The following is an 18,501-nucleotide window of genomic DNA, read 5'->3' on the forward strand; positions in this document are numbered from 1 at the left end:
GGGTTTTCGACTTTCGTATACTTACCTAGACCGAAATAACTATGTGTCGAAGAGGATCACTGTGTTACATTGGCGAAGATTACCTGAAAAGTGCCCCGAAAGGACTGGGATCGTGATGCGGCCCATTCGTATTGGCAGTATGTCCATTGCCGTGCGGATCATCCTGATCACGCTGCTGGCCGTTTCGGTGCCGGCCGTCGGCCTCGTGGCCACCAGCGCGTACCTGAATCGCGCCGTCACGCAAGACATCGAGCGGCAGGCGGACACCACGCTGGAGCTGGCGATGCAGGTGCATCAGACGGTCATCGAGGGCAGGCTGCAGGCCCTGTTCGGCTCGGTCTCCGCCCTGTCGGCCAACGATGCCCTGGCCCGTGTGGCAGCGGGCGGGGAGGCCGACCTGCAGGCCCTTGACCGGCTGGGCCAGTCGATGCGAGGCCATGCCGACATCTTCCTGGTGCTGGACCACAACGGACGCACGCGCTACCGCTACGCAGGCGCGGGCGGCGACCGGGTTTCCATCGGCGGGCTGGTGGACGCGGTGCTGGCCCAGGGGCGGGCCATCTCCTCGCCGGTGCGGATCGCCGCGGCCGACCTGGCGCAGGAGCGCGCGGAGGTCCGGCAGCAGGTGGTCATCAACGTCGAAGAGACCCAGGAGGCCACGCACGAGCTGGTGGGGAGCCAGCTCACCGACGCGCTGGCCCTGGCGGCGGCCGCCCCCCTGCGGTCCGGGGGCCGGCTGGTCGGCGCGGTGCTGGTGGCCGACATCCTGAACAACGACCCGGCGATCGTGGACGAGGTGCAGCGCCGTTCGCCTGGCGACACGCCGCTGACCGCGACCATCGCCCTGGACGGCATCCGCATCACCACCAACGTCCGCCGGCCCAACTCCGTGGAGCGGGCGGTGGGCACCGTCTACTCCGACGCCGTCATGGAGCGGATCCGCAGGGGAGAGGTGTACCAGGGCCGGGCCTTCGTGGTGAATCACTGGCAGCGGACCATCTACGCGCCGCTCACCGACCTGAACGGGCAGATCATCGCCAGTCCGTACGTCGGCATTCCTGAGAGCCACTTCGAACAGGTGGCCGGCGCCTTCCGCAACGCCACCACGGCCGGCCTCGCGCTGGGCATCGCCGGGCTGCTGCTGGGCGCCGTGCTGCCGTGGCTGCTGGCCCGACGCGGGGTCACCCGGCCGCTGCGCAGCTTCGCCCAGGCTCTGGACGCCGGTGACCTGACGACCACTTTCACGGCCCCCTCCCGGGACGAGGTGGGGCAGATGGCCGAGAGCCTGAACGGCTTGCTGGAACGAGTCCGCGCGGCCACCTTCCGGGTCAGCGGGGCGGCCCGCGACGTGGCCCGCCTGAGCGCCTCGCTGGCCGCCTCGGCCGACCGGACCGCCTCGCTGGCGGAAGCGGTGGCCTCCCGCACCGAGAGCGGGGCGGCCATCGCGACCGAGGTCAAGGAGCAGTCGGCCCAGGTGGCGGACGGGATGGGGGATCTCGCCCGCGCGGCGGAAGGCATCGCGCGGGGCGCGGAGGAGCAGGCTAGCCATATCGACCGGGTGACGGCCATGGTGAGCCAGATCGACGAGAGCCAGGGCGAGAGCCTGGCACAGGGCGAAGCGGCCCGCCGGGCAGCCGAGCGCACCTTCGCGCTGGTGCGGGAAGGCGACGAGGCCCTGCGGGCGACGCTGGCAGGCGTGCAGCGCATCGCCGAAAACGCCGACCGCTCCGTCGCCCTGGTCGAGCGGCTGGGCGAGCACTCCCGCTCGATCAGCGACATCACGTCGGCCATCTCCGAGATCGCCGAGCAGACCAACCTGCTGGCCCTGAACGCCGCGATTGAGGCGGCCCGGGCCGGCGAGCAGGGGCGGGGCTTCGCGGTGGTGGCCGAAGAGGTGCGGCGGCTGGCGGAGCGCTCCGGCCAGGCCACCCAGGAGATCGGCCAGCTCATCAGCACCACCCTGAGCCTCATCGACCAGACGGTCTCGGCCATGCGGGAGGCGCGCGTCCTCGCCCAGGAAGGCGTGGAGACGAGCAGCCAGGCCCGGGAGCGGCTGGACCAGATCCTCGAGGCCAGCCAGACGGCGGCCGCCGCGGTGGACCAGATCGTGCGGGAGGCCATAGAGGCCAACGCCGAGCGGGTGCGGTCCATCGCCGGCGCGATGGAGAACGTCGCCGCCGTGGTGGAGGAGAACACCGCGTCCTCCGAGGAGATGGCCGCTGCCGCCGAGCAGGCCCTGGCGTCGGTCGAGAGAATCTCCGGGGGCATCGGAGAGGTTTCGGCCATGGTGGCGGAGATCCGTGACCAGATGGGCCAGGTGGTCCAGGCGCAGGCCGAGCTGCGGGAACTGTCGGCGCGGCTGCAGCAGGTCTCCGGCGACCTCGCCGACACCATCGCCGCGCTGGGTGCCGAATCCGTGCCCCTGGGCTAAGGGGAACTACCCGCCCAGAAAGCTCTCGATGAACGCACTGACGCCGTCCTCGTCGTGGTGGGCGTACACCTGCGGCGCGGCCGCGAGCAGCTCCGGATCGGCGTTGGCCACCGCCGCCCCGAGGCCCGCCCAGGTGATCATCGTCAGGTCGTTGCGCCCGTTGCCGATGGCCGCCACTTCTGTGCGGTCGATGCCCAGGCGGGCGGCCAGGGCGCGGATCGTCTCGCCCTTGGTGGCGCCGGGCCCGGTGAGTTCCACCAGCGTGGGCTCCGAGCTGGTCACCTCCAGCCGGAGGCCCCACCGCCGCCGGACCTCCGCCTCCAGGGCGCGCGCCCGGGGCGCGTCGGCCATCAGGACGATCTTGACCGGCGGCTCCGTCACGGCCCCGGCCAGCTGCGGCGCGTGCAGGCACCGGGCGCCCAGCCGGCGCATGAAGGCCCGGGTCTGTTCGGTCATCCGGTTGATCACGGCCGAGTCACTGAAGTAGACCCTCGCCGAGAGCCCCTGCTCGTCGATCCACGACAGGACTTCGTGTGCCACATCCCGGTCGATCGACCGCGAGACGACCGGCTCCTCTTCTCCCGGCGCAAACAGCTGGGCGCCGTTGTTGGCGGCCACCCAGATCGGCCGTCCCGGCCAGTACGCCAGGTAGGGCGCCGCGGCCGGGTAGAACCGGCCCGTGGCCAGCACGACGGCGACGCCCCGGTCCAGGCAGGCCGCCACGGCCGCCTGGTTGCGCGGGGAGATCGTCAGGTCCGAGCGGAGCAGCGTGCCATCCATGTCCAGGGCGAGCAGGCGGATGCGGGGATGTGTCATTGTTATGTCTCCTCCTCGTTGAGACCAGTCTATCTTCGGGTCCGCAACGGGTCAACCGGCGGGCCTGGGCGCGGCGTGAGCCGGACAGGCCGGGTCGGACCGGCGGAGGCGCGGCGCCGGCAGGTGGGTCTGTTCGGCAGGAGCCGCGGCCCCCGGGGCAGAAGCAGTCCTGCACGTGAGTCTGCCAAGGAGGTTCTGCGAGGAGGCGGCGCGCGTGATGGAGAGCAGATCACACCGGTTCGACGCGGTGCAGCATGCCCTGCGGGAGCAGGGGATGGCGGCCGGACTTGTGACGGCGCCGGTCAGCCTGCGTTACCTGACGGGCTGGTCCAACCCCAGCAAGCGGTTCTCGGGGCTGGTGATTCCGGCGGAGGGGGAGCCGGTGCTGCTGGTTCCGGCCCTGGAAGCGGAGGGGGTGCGGGCCGCGTCCGCCCTCCGTCTGGTCACCTGGCAGGACGGTGAGGACCCCTTTACGGCGCTGGCCGGGATCCTGCGTAGGGCCGGCGCCGGCGACGGGCGGATCGCCCTGGAGCAGGCTGACCTGCCCGTCGGCCAGCTGCGGCAGATCGCCCGGGCGCTGGGGCTCGGGCCCGCCGCCCTGGTCGGCGCGGCGGCCGACCTCAGCCCGGTGATTTCGGGGCTGCGGGAGTGCAAGGGCGCCGACGAGGTGGCCCTCCTGCAGCAGGCGGCCGACATGCTGAACCCGGCCCTGAACGCCGCCGTCGCGGCGATCCGCCCGGGCGTGACCGAGCGGGAGATCGCCCGGGTCCTGGAAGAGGCCATGTTTGCCGCCGGCGCGGACGGGGTCGCTTTCGAGACCCACGTGCTGTTCGGCCCGGCATCTGCCCTGCCCCATGGCTCCACCGGCGGGCGGGTGCTGGAGCCCGGCCAGGTGGTCCTGATGGACTTCGGGGCCGAGTACCGGGGCTACCGCTCGGACATCACCCGGACGGTCTGCTGCGGGGAGTGGCCGGAGCCGCTGGCCCAGGTCTACGAGGTGGTGCGGGCCGCCAACCAGGCGGCCGTCGCCGCCGTGAAGCCGGGTGTCGCCCTGGAGGAGGTCGACCGGGCGGCCCGGCGCGTGATCGAGGACGCCGGGTACGGCGACTATTTCATTCACCGCACCGGCCACGGCCTCGGGCTGGAGATCCACGAGGAGCCCTACGTGGTGGCCGGCAACCGCAGAGTGCTTCGGCCCGGCCACGTGATCACCATCGAGCCCGGCGTCTACCTGCCGGGCGTGGGCGGCGTGCGCATCGAGGACGACGTGGTCGTCACCGAGTCCGGCTGCCGGGTGCTGACCAGCTGGACCCGGGAACGGCTTTCGGTCGGATAGTCCTCCCCGAACGGGCTTGACGAGCCCTGCCGTTCGGGTTTAGGATGATGTCAGAACCCGTACCCCGTAGGGGTACATTCACACCGGTGCGGAGGGAGCGTGTGCAGCGGATGACCACGGTGAAGATCGCGGGAATGAGCTGTGGCCACTGCGTGATGGGCGTGAAGAAGGCCCTGTCGGCCATTCCCGGCATCGAGAACCTGCAGGTGGAGATCGGCGAGGCCCGGTTTGAGGGCAGCGTGGACATCGAGGCGGTCAAGCGCGCGATCGAGGAAGAGGGTTACGAGGTCGTGGAGGTCGCCTGAGGCGCGGCCCGCCATCCGTTGGGAAAAGACTGCGGGGCCCGGTGGCAGACCACCGGGCCCCGTCGCGCGGTTCAGGCCTCGGCCTCCACGGGCACCCGCAGGGGCCGGAAGTCCGCCCGCAGGCGGCGCAGCGCGTCGATCCAGACCACCTCGCCCTCCTGGACCAGCGCCACGGGATACTCCGATTCCCGCAGGAACTGCCCGACCCGCGGATCCCCGAGCGATGCCGCGATCCGCGGATCCTGCCGTTTGGGGAAGCTCTCCAGCATTACGCGCCGGCCGCGGCGCCACCTGCCGAACTCCACGGTGTCGGCCGTTTCTGCCACGTACCGCCAGCCGCTGAACCAGGGCACCACCCGGGCCCGCAGGCTGCCCGCCTGGAGCAGGCCGCGCAGGAGCCGCCGGGCGGTCAGGCAGCGCACCGCCACGTAGAGCCACATGGCCACGAAGGCGCCGCCCAGCCACCGGGCCGGCAGCCAGCCGACGCCCGCGCCGGCCGCGGGCAGGCCCAGGAGCAGCAGGAGCCACGGGTCGGTGATGTGCAGGACGCCGAGTTCCACCGTGCGCCCGCTCAGCGGCCAGAAAGGGCGGGCGCCGAACAGGTTCAGGCAGTCGGCCGCCACGTGGGCGAGGGCGCCCAGAAGCGTCCAGGTGAACAGCTGCGCCGGTCCGGCCTCGGGAAAGGCGGAGGACAGGGCGCAGGCTGCCGCCGCGGAGAGCACCGCAGCACCCAACAGGGTATGGGTATACGTGCGGTGCAGCTGAATGCCGCGCCGCATGAGCACGCTCAGGGGCACGTCGATGTCGGGCAGGGAGTTGCCCAGGAACGCCGCCCAGTACACAGCCGGGCCGGCTTCAGGCGCGGCGGCCGCCGCCAGCGCGCCCATCGCGTGCCCCATCAGCAGGTGGGTCACCGAATCCAACGACAACACCTCGACTGTGATGATCGATCAGTTCAATTCTAGGAGGGGGAGGCCTGACCGCGCCACGCACAATTCCTGGGTGGCCGCGGCCCTGACCCCGCCCGGGGCTTGACACGCGGGGACACGCACAGTATCTTAATACCGTACCCCGTACGGAGTGGTTGAAGGGTGGGAAACCGGTGGATCGGCGCGGACAGAACTGCACCAGCGGAACCTGAGGCGTACCGCAGAAGGGCAGGCGTGGCCTGCCGCCGGTGTGACCGGGGGTATTCGTGTGGCTCCTGGTAGGGGCCTGGTGGCTTCTTCAGCTGTTGTTCGAGCGATGATGGGAGCGAGGTGAGATCGGGTGCCGTTCTATCGCTTTGAGTGCGAGAAGTGCGGTCATCGCTTCGAGGAGCTGGTCTCCTACAGCAAGCGCGATGAGGTGGTCTGTCCGACCTGCTCGGGCCAGACCCGGGTGCTGGTCTCGGCTCCCGCAGCGCAGGTGAGCGGCTCCGGATCTGCGCCCTCCGTGCCGCGCTTCACCTGAGCAGGCTGTTGATCCCGGGCCGTGCGCCCGACGCGCAGACACGCACAACCGAGGCCCCTGGCTGCCGGCCGGGGGCCTCGGTTTGTTCGCCTACCTGTCCTCCTCGAGAGCGACGGCCAGCCGGAGGAGCGAATCGGTCACCCCGGAGGGCTTCACGCCCAGGTGGACGGCCAGGGCGGCCTCGCACACCTTGTACTGGTGCCGCACCCTCTCTGTCTGGCCGGCGCTGAGGTAGATGCGCATGAGCGCCTGATGGGTGGGCTCGTGGTACTCCTCGATCGCCAGCCGGCGCTGGAAGGTGTGGATCGCCTTCTCCGGAGAGCCGGCGTTCAGCCAGTAGTAGTAGCCGAGCCAGTCCAGCGCCTCGGTGCAGCGCTCCCGCCAGAAGTCACGGAGATCGGTCAGCACATAGGGATCATCCGCCAGCAGGTCGCCCTTATACAGGCGGGAGGCCTCTTCGAGCAGGCGCGCCGCCTCCTCCGGACGGCCGGCCGCGCGGGCGGCATCAGCCTGCTGCAGCACGCTCCGGAGCTGGTCCAGATCCACCCACACCTCGGGTTCCCGGTTGAACCAGATCAAGCCGCCCTCCGCCTGGATGTAACGGGAGCGGACCCTGCCGCCCAGGTGGGGCTCCAGCAGCCGGCGGAGGTGGTGGAGCGCGACCCTGAGCGACGTGTCGGCCGCACGGGGGCTGAGATCAGGCCAGAGCCGTTCGATGATCTGCTCCCGCGGGACCGGGCCGTCGTGCGCCAGCAGGAGGACCAGGAGCTGGCCGCTGCGGCGGCGCTTCAGCGCCCGCACGTCCACGGGGGTGCTGCCCACCTGGACGGACAGCGGGCCGAGCACTCGGATGGTCAGCGGCGCCGGACCCGAAGCCAGCACCGCCACCCGCTGCCGCTGCTCCGGCGTCAACAGCGAGGCGAGCAGCTTCCGGGACGCGTCGTCGGGCAGCGCCTGCCACGCAGCGGGCAGCGCGCGCAGCTCGCTTCCGCCGAGCGCGATGCCGGCCTGCCGGATGGCGGGGGGCAGGCCCTCGGCCATGTACTTCAGCAGGTGCAGGCAGTAGGCGGCCTGCACGTCGTAGGCCAGTCCGTAGATGATGACCGCCAGGGCCAGGTGCCACTCGTGCAGCACGACGAAGTCCGCGCCGCGCAGCTGGCACTCGGCCAGCGCACGCTGCAGCGTCTGGACCGCTTCGGGCCGCGATTCGGTGCGGCTGGTGCGGAACCGGGCCACCGCCAGGGTGAGCGCGAGCAGCACCCGCTCCCTGACGGTAGCTCTGCTTTCCAGCGTTTCCAGCGTATTCTGGGCGATTTCCGCGGCAGCGTGCGCGTTTCCGGTAGAGAATAGATGCAGCATGGCCGCCTCCAGCCGGGCGGGCAGATGCGCGTGTTCCGGGTTGCCGCTGCGGGCCATCTGCAGCGCCTCGCCGACGAAGGGCGCGGCCACCGGCGCCTGACCGGCCAGCCGGTACAGCGCCGCCAGCGAGGCGGTGAGCCACGTCCGCAGGTGGGGAAGGTTGAGTTCCTCCACCAGCGCGTTGGCCGCGGGCGCCAGCGCTGCGGCCTCGGCGAACTCGCCCAGGCGGGTGTGGGCGTTCAGCAGGCAGACGTGCGCGTACGCCCGGCGCACGGCCTTGCGCGAGGACGTGGCCAGCGGCCGGCTCAGGCGGGCCGAGTCGCGGAACCGGCCGACCTCCAGGTACGCCCAGGCCAGGTTCATGCCCGTCTCGTGCTCCGGCACCCCGGCGGACCGGAGCATGCGGTGCGAGCGCTCCAGCAGGCCCAGGCCGCTGCGGTAGTCGCCCTTGCGGATTCGGACGAAGCCGAGCCGGTCGGAGACCTCGGCTTCGCCGATCAGGTCGCCCGACTCGACGTAGAGCGCGAGCGCCCTGCGCAGCTGGGCCTCCACATCCTCGGGGTCCGCACCGCTCGCGTACGCCAGCTGTGCGCGCTTCAGGGCCAGCAGCGCCGCATCGTCGCGGAACTCGGGCAAGAGCGCCTCGGCGGCGCGCGCCAGTTCCGCCCGGCTCCCCGCAAAGTCGTAACGCAGAAACAGGCAGTCGCTCAGCAGCAGGTGCGCATAGAAGGCGCCGCGGCGGTCGCCGGCCTCCTCAAAAGCATGAAGCGCCAGACGGCCCATCCCCAGCGAGCGCTCCGCCTGTCCGGTGCTGAGCAGGTACCGGGCCTCGCACAGGGCCATCCAGGGGTACTCGGCCTTCTGCGACGGCGGCAGCTGTGCCACGACGCGGCTCAGACGGCCGGGCTCGGGATCGGTGAGCCAGCCAGGCACCAGGCACTTGCGGCTGAGCCGGTTCAGCACCTCGGCTCCCCGGGCTCGCAGGTTCCCCAGCAGGAAACGTTGAAGTAATGGATGGTAGCGATAGGCGCCCGGCCCGACCACCAGCAGCAGCCGGCACGTTCGGGTAAGCTGGTCGAGGATCTGCTCGGCGTCCTGCCGGCCCAGGATGGCCTCGCACGCGGCGGGCGTGACCACGTCCAGGATGGCGCTTTCCTCCATGAAGGACCGGAGGCGGGGCTCCAGGCCGCCCACCACCTCGTCGGCGAGGTACGCGCACAGGTCCCTCGGCAGGGGCGTCGCCAGGTCATCGACGGCGGGGATGACCGAGAGGCCGCCCACCCGCACGGCAGCGGTCGCGAGCAGGACCAGCGCCGCAGGCCAGCCCTCGGTGAGCTGCAGCGCCCGGTCGAGCGCGTCGGCGGGCGGCGGCTGGCCCGTCAGCGCGGTCAGCAGCGCGACTGCCTCTTCCCGGGTGAACCGGAGGTCCAGTTCGGTGATCTCGAGAGCCGCCTGGGTGACCTTCAGCCGCGCCGTCGGGAAGGGCAGGGCCGTGCGGGAGGAGAGGAAGAAGTGCGTCCGCCGGCCCGCAGACGCCACCAGCCGGCCGAGCAGGCCGGCGAGGGGCGAGTTCGGGGGGAGCCGGTGCAAGTCGTCGAAGACCAGCACATGCTCTTCGGCGATGGCGTTCAGATCCGAGAGCAGGAGGGGGAGGGGATCCTCCGGGAGCCCGCCTTCTTCAAGCGCGCGGGCGAGCAGCCCGCCGCCGCCCAGCTGGCGCACGATTCCCTGCGCCAGATGATGCAGGCACTGGCGCCACCCGAGCTGCGCGGGCGCCTCCAGCCACACGGCGGGGAGCCCCGTCTCACGCACAAAACTTCGCAGCGCCGTGGTCTTGCCGTAGCCGGCGGGGGCCAGGAGCACCGTCAGGCGGCGGGAGAGGCCGCCGAACAGCAGGGCGCTGACGCGCGGGCGCGGCAGGTGGATGCCGGCGGCCGGAGGCTGCGGCGTGATCACATCGACCACCCCCTCGTGTCCCTGAGAGGCGAGCGTCAGGGGTCTGTGGGCTACTCTATCCATAGCACAACCATAGTACAGTTGGCATAACACGCGCAACAACCAGAGCACGGCCGGACACGTTCACCGTAACCCTTTCCACCACCCCGCCGCATAGGCATGGAAGAACGGTTCCAACGGAGGTGCTCCGCGATGGAGAGGATCCGGCAGCAGAGACTGGCCACCCGGTGTGTCCACGCCGGGCAGCGTCCCGACCCGCTCACAGGTGCCATTTCTCCCCCCATCTACCAGACTTCCACCTTCGCCTTTGCCAGCCTGGAGCAGGGTGCCGCGCGGTTTGCCGGCGACGAACCCGGGTACATCTACACCCGGCTGGGGAACCCGACAGTGGCGGCTCTGGAGGAGAAGATCGCCGACCTGGAGGGCGGTGAGGCCGCCGTGGCGTTCGGTTCGGGCATGGCGGCGATTGCCGGCGTCGTGACGGCGCTGGTAAAGGCCGGTGACCACGTGGTGTTCGGCAGCCCCATCTACGGCTGCACGTTTGACTTCCTGATGGACGTGATGTCCCGCTTCGGCGTGGAGGCCACCCCGGTGGATGCGTCCCGCCCCGACCTGGTCGAGCAGGCCATCCGGCCGAACACCCGGCTGCTGCTCTTTGAGACGCCGGCGAACCCGACGCTGCGGCTCGCGGACATCCGCGCCCTTTCGGACCTGGCCCACCGGCACGGCATCACGGTCGTGGTCGACAACACCTTCATGACGCCCTACCTGCAGCGGCCGCTGGAGCACGGTGCGGACATCGTGGTGCACAGCGCCACCAAGTACATCGGCGGACACGGCGACGTCGTGGCGGGCCTGGCCGTGGGCCCGGCCAGCGTCATGAACCAGATCCGCAAGACGACGCTAAAGGACTTCGGCGGCATCCTGTCGCCCTTCGACGCATGGCTGCTGCTCCGGGGCCTGAAGACCCTGGCCGTGCGCATGGAGCGGCACAGCGAGAATGCGCTGCGGGTGGCGCGGTACCTGGAGGAACATCCTTTGGTGATGCGCGTGTACTATCCGGGGTTAGAGTCCTCGCCCCAGTACGAACTGGCCAGGAGGCAGATGGACGGGTTTGGGGGTCTGCTCTCTTTCGAGCTAATTGGAGGCATCGCGGCAGGGAGAACTCTCCTGGGTGCCGTACACCTGTGTACGGTAGCCGTCTCTCTGGGCGACACAGACACCCTGATCCAGCATCCTGCGTCCATGACCCACGCGGTGATTCCGCCGGAGGCCCGCGCGGCCGCCGGAATCAGCGACGGTTTGGTCAGACTATCGGTGGGTCTGGAGGACGCCGATGATATCATCGCAGATCTGAACCAGGCATTGGCGGCTGTTGGGCGCTCAACAAGAAACGGTTAACATGATGGCAACGATGGAGTAAGGAGGATCCCCAATGCAAGCGACACGAACTGAACGCGATCTGCTCGGCGAAAAGCAGGTTCCGGCCGATGCCTATTATGGCATCCAGACCGCCCGTGCGCTCGAAAACTTCCAGATCACCGGCCTGCGGATTCACCCGGCGCTGGTCCGGGGCCTGGCCCAGGTGAAGAAGGCGGCAGCACAGGCAAACCACCAGCTGGGCTATCTCCCGGCCAACGTCACCGACGCCATCGTGCAGGCGTGTGACGAGATCCTGGCCGGCGCGCTGGCCGACCAGTTCCCGGTCGACCCCGTCCAGGGCGGCGCCGGCACGTCCGCCAACATGAACGCCAACGAGGTGATCGCCAACCGGGCGATCGAGATCATGGGCGGCCAGAAGGGCGACTACAACCTGGTCTCGCCCAACGACCACGTGAACTTCGCCCAGTCCACCAACGACGCGTTCCCCACGGCGCTGCGGCTGGCCATCATGGAGCGCGCCGACGTGCTGCTCGAGAGCCTGCGCGGCCTGGAGGAGGCCCTCCACGCCAAGGCCGAGGAGTTCGACGACGTGGTGAAGATGGGCCGCACGCACCTGCAGGATGCGGTGCCGATCCGGCTCGGGCAGGAGTTTGAGGCCTGGCACACGGCCGTGAAGCGCTGCCGCCGGCGCATCGAGCAGGCCCTGGAAGGGCTGTGCGAGATCAACATGGGCGCGACCGCTGTCGGCACCGGGCTGAACGCCGATCCTAACTACCCGCCGCTGGTCACCCGGCTGCTCAGCGAGAGCACCGGACGGGAGCTGCGGCAGCCGGCCAACCTGGTCGACGCCACGCAGAGCCTCGACCCGTTCGTGGGCCTCAGCGGGAGCCTGAAGGCCCTGGCGGTGGCCCTTTCCAAGATCGCCAACGACCTGCGCCTCATGGCCTCGGGTCCCCGCTGCGGCCTGTTCGAGATCCAGCTGCCGGAGATGCAGCCCGGCTCTTCCATCATGCCCGGCAAGGTGAACCCGGTCATGGCCGAGGTGCTGAACCAGACCTGCTTCCTGGTCATGGGCCTGGACGTGACGGTCATGATGGCCGCCGAGGCCGGCCAGCTGGAGCTGAACGTGATGGAGCCGGTCATGGGCCACGCCCTCTTCACCAGCATCGACTCCCTGGCCAACGCCGTCCGGCTGTTCACCGAGCGGTGCGTCCGGGGCATCAAGGCCAACCGGGAGCGGTGCGAGGAGATGGTCAGCAAGTCGGTCGGCCTGGTGACCGCCATCAACCCCATCGTCGGGTACAAGAACGCTTCGGCGGTGGCACGTGAGGCCATCCTCACCGGCCGGCCGGTGCGGGAAATCGTGCTGGAGAAGGGGCTGCTCACGGAGGAGGAGATCGACGAGATCCTCTCCCCGATGGCGCTCACCACCATGGGCATCGCGAAGCGGAAGCAGGGCTAACGGCGCCGCACACGGACACATACGGAAAACCGCCGGGCACAGGACTGCCCGGCGGTTTTCAGCTTTCCGGCTCTGCGGGCGCCCCCGCGCCGGGGAGCCACCGCAGCCACTTGGGGTAGTGGTTCTTCAGGATGCCGCCGGAAGCCTTGGCCCATCCGAGGGGAAAGCCGTCCACCGTGATCAGGGTCCAGCCCTGTTCCCCGGCGGCGGGCAGGGTCTCGCCCCGGAGGTAGGCCAGCAGCGCCGGCGAGTCCGCGGCCAGATCGTGCACCTGCCGCACGTGCTCCGGGCGCACCGCCAGGGCCAGCGCGTGGGTCGGCTCGAAGCGGGCCTTCCGGGCGCGCCCCAGCTGCAGCCCGGCGCGCATCACGTGCAGGCCGCTGAGCACCGGGCTGCCCTCCGGCGGCGCGAAGAGCCACTCGCCGTACTGGCGCACCTCCGTCTCCGGCGGGAGCACCTCCCGGGCCCGGGGGGTCAGCCACTGGCGGCAGAAATCCTGGTACGCGGCCAGCGCCTCCTTCGCCGGCCGCTGCCACTCCCGGCCCTTGATCCGGGGCCGGGCGCCCCCGGCGTCCGGGATCCGCTCCAGCGCCGCGACGAAGTGGCCCTCGCCCCGCACCTTGTGGGGCCAGAGCCGCCCGGCCAGCCCGATGCCAAGGGCGGCGGCGCGCTCAGGGTCGCGGGTCCAATCCGGGCGCGCCGGCTCGATCCCGGGGACCGCGGGGAGGGGGACCATGCGCAGGTCGGGCCGGCGGGTGAGGAGCTGCAGCAGCACCTCCTCGTTCTCCTCGGGCGCGAAGGTGCAGGTGGAGTAGACGAGCCGGCCCCCGGGGCGGAGCATGTCGGCCGCGCTGTCCAGGATCTCACCCTGCACGCGGGCGCAGGCGGCGGGCATGTCGGGGCGCCACCGGGCGCGGACCTCGGGCGTCTTGCGGAACATGCCCTCGCCCGAGCAGGGGGCGTCGACCAGGACCCGGTCGAAGAACCCGGGCAGCCGGGCGGCCAGCCGCTCCGGCCGCTCGCTGACGACGGCCGCGCAGGTGATGCCCAGCCGTTCGAGGTTCTCCACCAGGGCGCGCGCACGGCCGGGGTCGATCTCGTTGGCGACGAGGAGACCCCGGTTCTCCATGTGGGCGGCCAGCTGGGTCGTCTTGCCGCCGGGGGCTGCGGCCAGGTCCAGCACCCGTTCGCCGGGCCGCGCCCCGACCAGGGGAGCGACCACCATCGCGCTGGGCTCCTGTCCGTAATAGAGCCCCGCCGCGTGATACGGGTGCCAGCCGGGACGGAACCCGGGCGGACAGTAGAGGCCGTCCGGGTTCCAGGGGACCGGATCGGCCGCAAACCCCAGGCGCGCGGCCAGCGCCTCCGGGGTGATCTTCAGCCGGTTGGCCCGCAGCCCCCGGGTCTGGGGCTCCTCATAGGTGGCCACGAACGCGTCGAACTCGTCCTGCAGCAGGTCGGCCATGCGTGCGACGAACGCCTGGGGGAGTGTGCGATCCTCCAGGCCCATCACCCCCTTGCCAGGCGGTTGGGTTATCCATATAATACCATCAGAGGGAATGCGAGGTAGGGGAGGCGTGATCGAGATGGCCCAGGCAGAGGAGGCCCTGAACAGCGTCGCGGAGCGGGCACGGCGGGCCCTGCGCGACAACGAGGCGGCGCATCTGCAGCACCAGGTCCCGGCGGAAGCCCCGAGGGCAGCGCGGGGGGCGGCTGCGGGAACCCCGGCGGAGCTCATCGCACAGCGCATCCAGGCGATCGCCCGGCTGAAGGAGCTGGAACCCCGCCTCGCGAGCGCACGGGCGCGGGCCAGTGAGCTGTCGCAGCGGCTGACGTCCACCGCCACGGACTCCGTGCACTACGCCGAGCTGCTCCGGTGGCTCGCGGAGGTCCACGTCCAGCTGCGGCAGCTGGAGGCGGAGTACGAAGAAGCCCAGCACATCATCCGCAACAGCGCCTGGGTGATGGACCTGCTGGCGGATCCCCTCGCCCGGTAAGCCCGGGCGTCCGCACCGGGCGCGCCGCACCGGGGACGCCGTTCGGGGCCCCCTGAACCGGCGCGCTACAGCCGGCGCAGCACGCCCCGCACCAGGCGCTGGAACAAGGGCTTGGTCCGGTTGGCCACCTCCAGCACCTGCTCGTGGGTGAGGTGCACGGGCGCGTCGGGCAGGGCCATGTCCGTGATGCAGGCGATCCCGAGGACCTTCAGGCCCATGTGCCGGGCCGCGATGACCTCGGGCACGGTGGACATGCCCACGGCGTCGCCGCCGAGCCGCTGGAGCATGCGCAGCTCCGCGCTGGTGTTGTACGACGGTCCCGAGATCGCGGTGTAGACGCCCTGCTGGAGCCGGATGCCCATCTCGCCGGCGACCTGCAGGGCGATCTCCCGCAGCTCGGGCGTGTAGGCGCCCACGGTGGCGGGGAAGCGCGGGCCGAGCCGCTCGTCGTTGGGTCCCCGCAGCGGGTCCTGTCCCATGGTGTTGATGTGGTCGGTGATGAGCATGAGGTCCCCGGCCGAAAAGGAGGGATTCAGTCCGCCCGCGGCGCAGGTCACGACCAGGGTTTCGATGCCGAGTGCGCGCATCACGCGGACGGGGAAGACGACCTGCTCCATGGTATAGCCTTCATAAAAGTGGACACGCCCCTGCATGGCCACCACCGGCTTGCCTTCCAGCAGTCCGAGGACGAGCTGGCCGGCGTGCCCGGGCGCTGTGGAGACCGGGAAGTGGGGAATCTCGGTATACGGAACCCGCACGGCCTCCTCCACCTGGTCGGCCAGGTCGCCGAGCCCGGAACCGAGAATGAGTCCGACGGAAGGAGTCACGCCGCCCCGGGCGGCCACGGCTGCACGGGCCTCTTCGATGCGCTTCAGCAGGTCAGACACGGGTCAACACCTCACTCCGTAGGGTGTCTGGCCGGCCGGCGCCTGATGCGCGGCGGCCGGCCAGCGACGTTGACGGCCACTTCTGTAGGCAAACCTAACAAAGTTTGCCCATCCAAGAAGGAGATACCGCATCGGCGCGGAGAATACCTGCCATTGCACGCGCCATCCGGGGTGCGCCACGGCTCCACCGGGCGGAAAAGCCGGCGGGTATACTAAGGCCAGTGCCTGTACGGTGCGCAACCGGATGCTGCTGCACACCGACAAGCGGACGCAGCCGGGAGGGACGATAGAAAGTGCCCAGGATTCGCAAGATCGGCGTTCTGACCAGTGGCGGGGACGCACCAGGCATGAACGCGGCGGTGCGCGCCGTGGTTCGGCGCGGGATTTCGTTGGGCGCGGAGGTGGTGGGGGTTCGCCGCGGGTACGCCGGCCTCATCGCAGGCGACTTCATGGAACTCAGGATCAGCTCCGTCGGCGACATCATCCACCGCGGCGGGACCTTCTTGCAGACGGCTCGCAGCGATTACTTCCTCACGCCGGAGGGGCAGCAGGAGGCCCTGGAAAAGGCGCGGGCAGCCGGGATCGAGGGCCTGGTCGTGATCGGCGGCGACGGTTCGTTCCGGGGCGCCCTGCGGCTCACCGAGATGGGGCTGCCCGCCGTCGGCGTGCCAGCCACCATCGACAACGACGTCTACGGGACCGACCGGACGATCGGGTTCGACACCGCGGTCAACACCTGTCTGGACGCGATCCGGAAGATCCGCGACACCGCCACCTCCCACGAGCGCACCTTCGTGCTGGAGGTGATGGGCCGCCATTCGGGCTGGATCGCCCTGGCGGCGGGGCTGGCGGGCGGTGCGGAGTCGATCCTGCTCCCGGAGCGGCCGCTGCCCCTCGAAGAGGTGGTGGCCCGGCTCAAGCGCGGCGTGGAGCGGGGCAAGCGGCACACCCTGATCATCGTGGCGGAGGGCGCCGGGCGCGGGTTCGACGTCGGCAAGCAGATCCGGGAGATGACCGGTTACGATACGCGCGTCATGGTCCTCGGGCACATCCAGCGGGGCGGTTCCCCCACCGCGCTGGATGCGATGCTGGCCTCCCGCATGGGCGCCCGGGCGGCGGAAGTGCTGCTCGAGGGCAAGGGCGGGCTCTTCGTCGGTTTGGAGAACGAGGAACTGGTGACGCGGCCGTTGGATCAGGTGTTCGGCCGGCGCAAGGAGATCCCCGACGAGTTGGTTGACCTGGCAGAGATTCTGGCGATTTGATTTCGACGAGGTGAGGTACCGGGATGCTGCGCAAGACGAAGATCGTGGCCACCATCGGGCCGGCCAGCGAGCAGCTGGACGTGCTGACGCGGCTGATCGAAGCCGGTGTCGATGTGTGCCGGCTCAACTTCAGCCACGGGACCCACGAGGAGCACCGGCAGCGGATCGAGCACATTCGCGAGGCCGGCCGGCGGGTGGGCAAGGATGTCGCGATCATGGTGGATCTGCGGGGTCCGGAGATCCGCATCGGCACGTTTGAAGATGGAAAGGTCGAGCTGCGCGAGGGCGACCTCTTCACCCTGACCACGGAGCCGTGCACGGGCAACCGGAAGCGGGTGTGGGTCCAGTATCCGGGGATCGTGGACGACGTGGCCGAGGGCGGCTACCTGCTCCTGGACGACGGCAACCTGACGTTCCAGGCGGTGGAGGTGACCTCCACCGAGGTCCGCTGCCGGGTCATCGTGGGCGGCACGCTCTCCGACCGGAAGAAGGTGAACCTGCCCGGAACGAAGGTCTCGCTGCCGGCGCTGTCGGACAAGGATATCGCGGACATCCGCTTTGCCGTGGAGATGGACGTCGACTTCGTGGCCGGCTCGTTCATCCGGAAGGCCCAGGACGTGCTGGAGATCCGCCGGGTCATTGAGGAGGCGGGGGGCCACCAGCAGATCATCTCGAAGGTGGAGTCCCAGGAGGGGTTTGACAACCTGGAGGCCATCCTGCAGGTCTCCGACGGGCTGATGGTGGCCCGGGGCGACCTGGGGGTCGAGGTGCCCACCGAAGAGGTGCCGCTCATGCAGAAGCGGATGATCGAGCGGGCCAACGCCATGGGCAAGCCGGTGATCACCGCGACCCAGATGCTGGAGTCCATGGTCACCCGGCCCCGTCCCACCCGGGCCGAGGCTTCCGATGTGGCGAACGCGATCATGGACGGCACCGACGCCATCATGCTCTCCGCCGAATCCGCGGCCGGCAAGTATCCGGTGGAGGCGGTGCGGACGATGGCGACGATCGCCCGGCGCACCGAGGCGGCCCTGGACCACTCCCACAGGCTGGCCACCCGCGGCCGCTTCGGCCGGATGGACAGCGTGACGGAGGCCATCTCCCACGCCACGGTGACCACCGCCCACGACCTGGGCGCCGCGGCCATCGTCTCCGCGACCACGTCGGGCTTCACCGCCCGCATGGTGTCCAAGTACCGCCCGGCCTGTCCGATCATCGCGGTGACGCCCTATCCGCGCGTCGCCCGGCAGCTGCGGCTGGTCTGGGGCGTGTTCCCGGTCATCCGCCCCGAGGCGACGGGCACCGAGGACCTGACCCAGCGGGCCGTGGAGGGCGCGCTGATCTCCGGATTCGTCAAGAACGGCGACCTGATCGTCATCACCGCCGGGCTGCCGCTGGGGGTCCAGGGCACCACCAACCTGCTGAAGGTGCACACGGTGGCCGACGTGCTGGCCAAGGGCACGGGCATCGGGCGGCAGGCGGTCACCGGGCGGGCCCGGGTGGTGCGGTCCGAGGCCGACCTGGCGCGGGTGGAGGAGGGCGACATTCTGGTCACCCGGTTCACCGACGCCGACTTCATTCCGGCCATGGAGCGGGCGGCGGGCATCGTCACCGAGGAGGGCGGCCTGACCTCCCACGCAGCGGTGGCCGGGATCTCCCTGGGCAAGCCGGTGATCGTGGGGGCGGAAGGCGCAACCCGCCAGATCCCCGACGACGCGGTCATCACGCTGGATGTGGCGCACGGGCTCGTCTTGCGCGGGGAGGCCACGGTCAAGTAAACTGGGTAACGGAACGGGAACGAGCGGCGGCGCAGGACACGCCGCCGCTTGCCCTGTGTCAGCACCGGAGCGGAATC

Annotated in this window: 13 protein-coding genes and 1 pseudogene; 9 read left to right on the forward strand and 5 right to left on the reverse strand. The window is 70.4% G+C overall.

All coding sequences use genetic code 11. From position 1 onward, the window contains the following. Window positions 1–151 precede the first annotated feature (151 nt). Window positions 152–2,122 (forward strand): annotated as a pseudogene (locus ACZ5UM_RS09185) (methyl-accepting chemotaxis protein); the annotation flags it as partial. Window positions 2,123–2,437: 315 nt separating this feature from the next. Here ACZ5UM_RS09185 and ACZ5UM_RS09190 read toward each other — a convergent pair. Then, window positions 2,438–3,247 carry a Cof-type HAD-IIB family hydrolase gene (locus ACZ5UM_RS09190; protein ID WP_464843676.1) on the reverse strand — a complete coding sequence of 270 codons (810 nt, stop codon included), beginning with the start codon at window positions 3,245–3,247 and terminating at the stop codon, window positions 2,438–2,440. Between the two features lie 217 nt (window positions 3,248–3,464). Between ACZ5UM_RS09190 and ACZ5UM_RS09195 the strand changes: the two genes are divergently transcribed. Further along, a complete protein-coding gene (locus ACZ5UM_RS09195) occupies window positions 3,465–4,583 on the forward strand; it encodes a M24 family metallopeptidase (RefSeq protein WP_464843677.1) in 1,119 nt (372 codons plus the stop codon). Between the two features lie 110 nt (window positions 4,584–4,693). After that, on the forward strand, window positions 4,694–4,888 hold the full coding sequence (locus ACZ5UM_RS09200) for a heavy-metal-associated domain-containing protein (protein ID WP_464848330.1): 195 nt from the start codon (window positions 4,694–4,696) through the stop codon (window positions 4,886–4,888). A gap of 71 nt (window positions 4,889–4,959) precedes the next feature. On the opposite strand, the gene ACZ5UM_RS09205 is transcribed toward ACZ5UM_RS09200, so the two are convergent. Beyond that, on the reverse strand, window positions 4,960–5,802 hold the full coding sequence (locus ACZ5UM_RS09205; protein ID WP_464848332.1) for a metal-dependent hydrolase: 843 nt from the start codon (window positions 5,800–5,802) through the stop codon (window positions 4,960–4,962). A gap of 355 nt (window positions 5,803–6,157) precedes the next feature. On the opposite strand from ACZ5UM_RS09205, the gene ACZ5UM_RS09210 reads away from it, so the two are divergent. Next, the gene (locus ACZ5UM_RS09210) at window positions 6,158–6,340 is read left to right on the forward strand and encodes an FmdB family zinc ribbon protein (RefSeq protein WP_464843678.1); all 183 of its coding nucleotides are present in this window, start codon (window positions 6,158–6,160) and stop codon (window positions 6,338–6,340) included. Window positions 6,341–6,430: 90 nt separating this feature from the next. Here ACZ5UM_RS09210 and ACZ5UM_RS09215 read toward each other — a convergent pair whose 3' ends face one another. Then, window positions 6,431–9,655, reverse strand: a complete 3,225-nt coding sequence (locus ACZ5UM_RS09215; RefSeq protein WP_464843679.1) for a BTAD domain-containing putative transcriptional regulator — start codon at window positions 9,653–9,655, stop codon at window positions 6,431–6,433. 192 nt (window positions 9,656–9,847) lie between these two features. Here ACZ5UM_RS09215 and megL point away from each other — a divergent pair, with 192 nt between their 5' ends. Both megL and ACZ5UM_RS09225 read left to right on the forward strand, forming a co-directional pair. After that, window positions 9,848–11,056: a methionine gamma-lyase gene (gene megL, locus ACZ5UM_RS09220; protein WP_464843680.1), complete on the forward strand. Its 1,209-nt coding sequence runs from the start codon at window positions 9,848–9,850 to the stop codon at window positions 11,054–11,056. A 34-nt stretch (window positions 11,057–11,090) separates the two neighbouring features. Next, window positions 11,091–12,500, forward strand: a complete 1,410-nt coding sequence (locus tag ACZ5UM_RS09225) for an aspartate ammonia-lyase (RefSeq protein WP_464843681.1) — start codon at window positions 11,091–11,093, stop codon at window positions 12,498–12,500. A gap of 58 nt (window positions 12,501–12,558) precedes the next feature. Here ACZ5UM_RS09225 and ACZ5UM_RS09230 read toward each other — a convergent pair whose 3' ends face one another. Next, window positions 12,559–14,010, reverse strand: a complete 1,452-nt coding sequence (locus ACZ5UM_RS09230; protein ID WP_464843682.1) for an RsmB/NOP family class I SAM-dependent RNA methyltransferase — start codon at window positions 14,008–14,010, stop codon at window positions 12,559–12,561. 76 nt (window positions 14,011–14,086) lie between these two features. On the opposite strand from ACZ5UM_RS09230, the gene ACZ5UM_RS09235 reads away from it, so the two are divergent. Continuing rightward, window positions 14,087–14,497, forward strand: a complete 411-nt coding sequence (locus tag ACZ5UM_RS09235; protein ID WP_464843683.1) for a hypothetical protein — start codon at window positions 14,087–14,089, stop codon at window positions 14,495–14,497. Between the two features lie 65 nt (window positions 14,498–14,562). Here the strand turns inward: ACZ5UM_RS09235 and ACZ5UM_RS09240 are convergent, their stop codons facing one another. Beyond that, a complete protein-coding gene (locus tag ACZ5UM_RS09240; RefSeq protein ID WP_464843684.1) occupies window positions 14,563–15,384 on the reverse strand; it encodes a purine-nucleoside phosphorylase in 822 nt (273 codons plus the stop codon). Between the two features lie 302 nt (window positions 15,385–15,686). Between ACZ5UM_RS09240 and pfkA the strand changes: the two genes are divergently transcribed. Beyond that, window positions 15,687–16,646 (forward strand): 6-phosphofructokinase, encoded by a 960-nt coding sequence (gene pfkA, locus ACZ5UM_RS09245; protein ID WP_464848333.1) that lies wholly within the window; start codon window positions 15,687–15,689, stop codon window positions 16,644–16,646. A gap of 23 nt (window positions 16,647–16,669) precedes the next feature. Next, a complete protein-coding gene (pyk, locus tag ACZ5UM_RS09250; RefSeq protein WP_464843685.1) occupies window positions 16,670–18,424 on the forward strand; it encodes a pyruvate kinase in 1,755 nt (584 codons plus the stop codon). Window positions 18,425–18,501 lie beyond the last annotated feature (77 nt).

The organism is Symbiobacterium ostreiconchae (genome assembly GCF_055396975.1).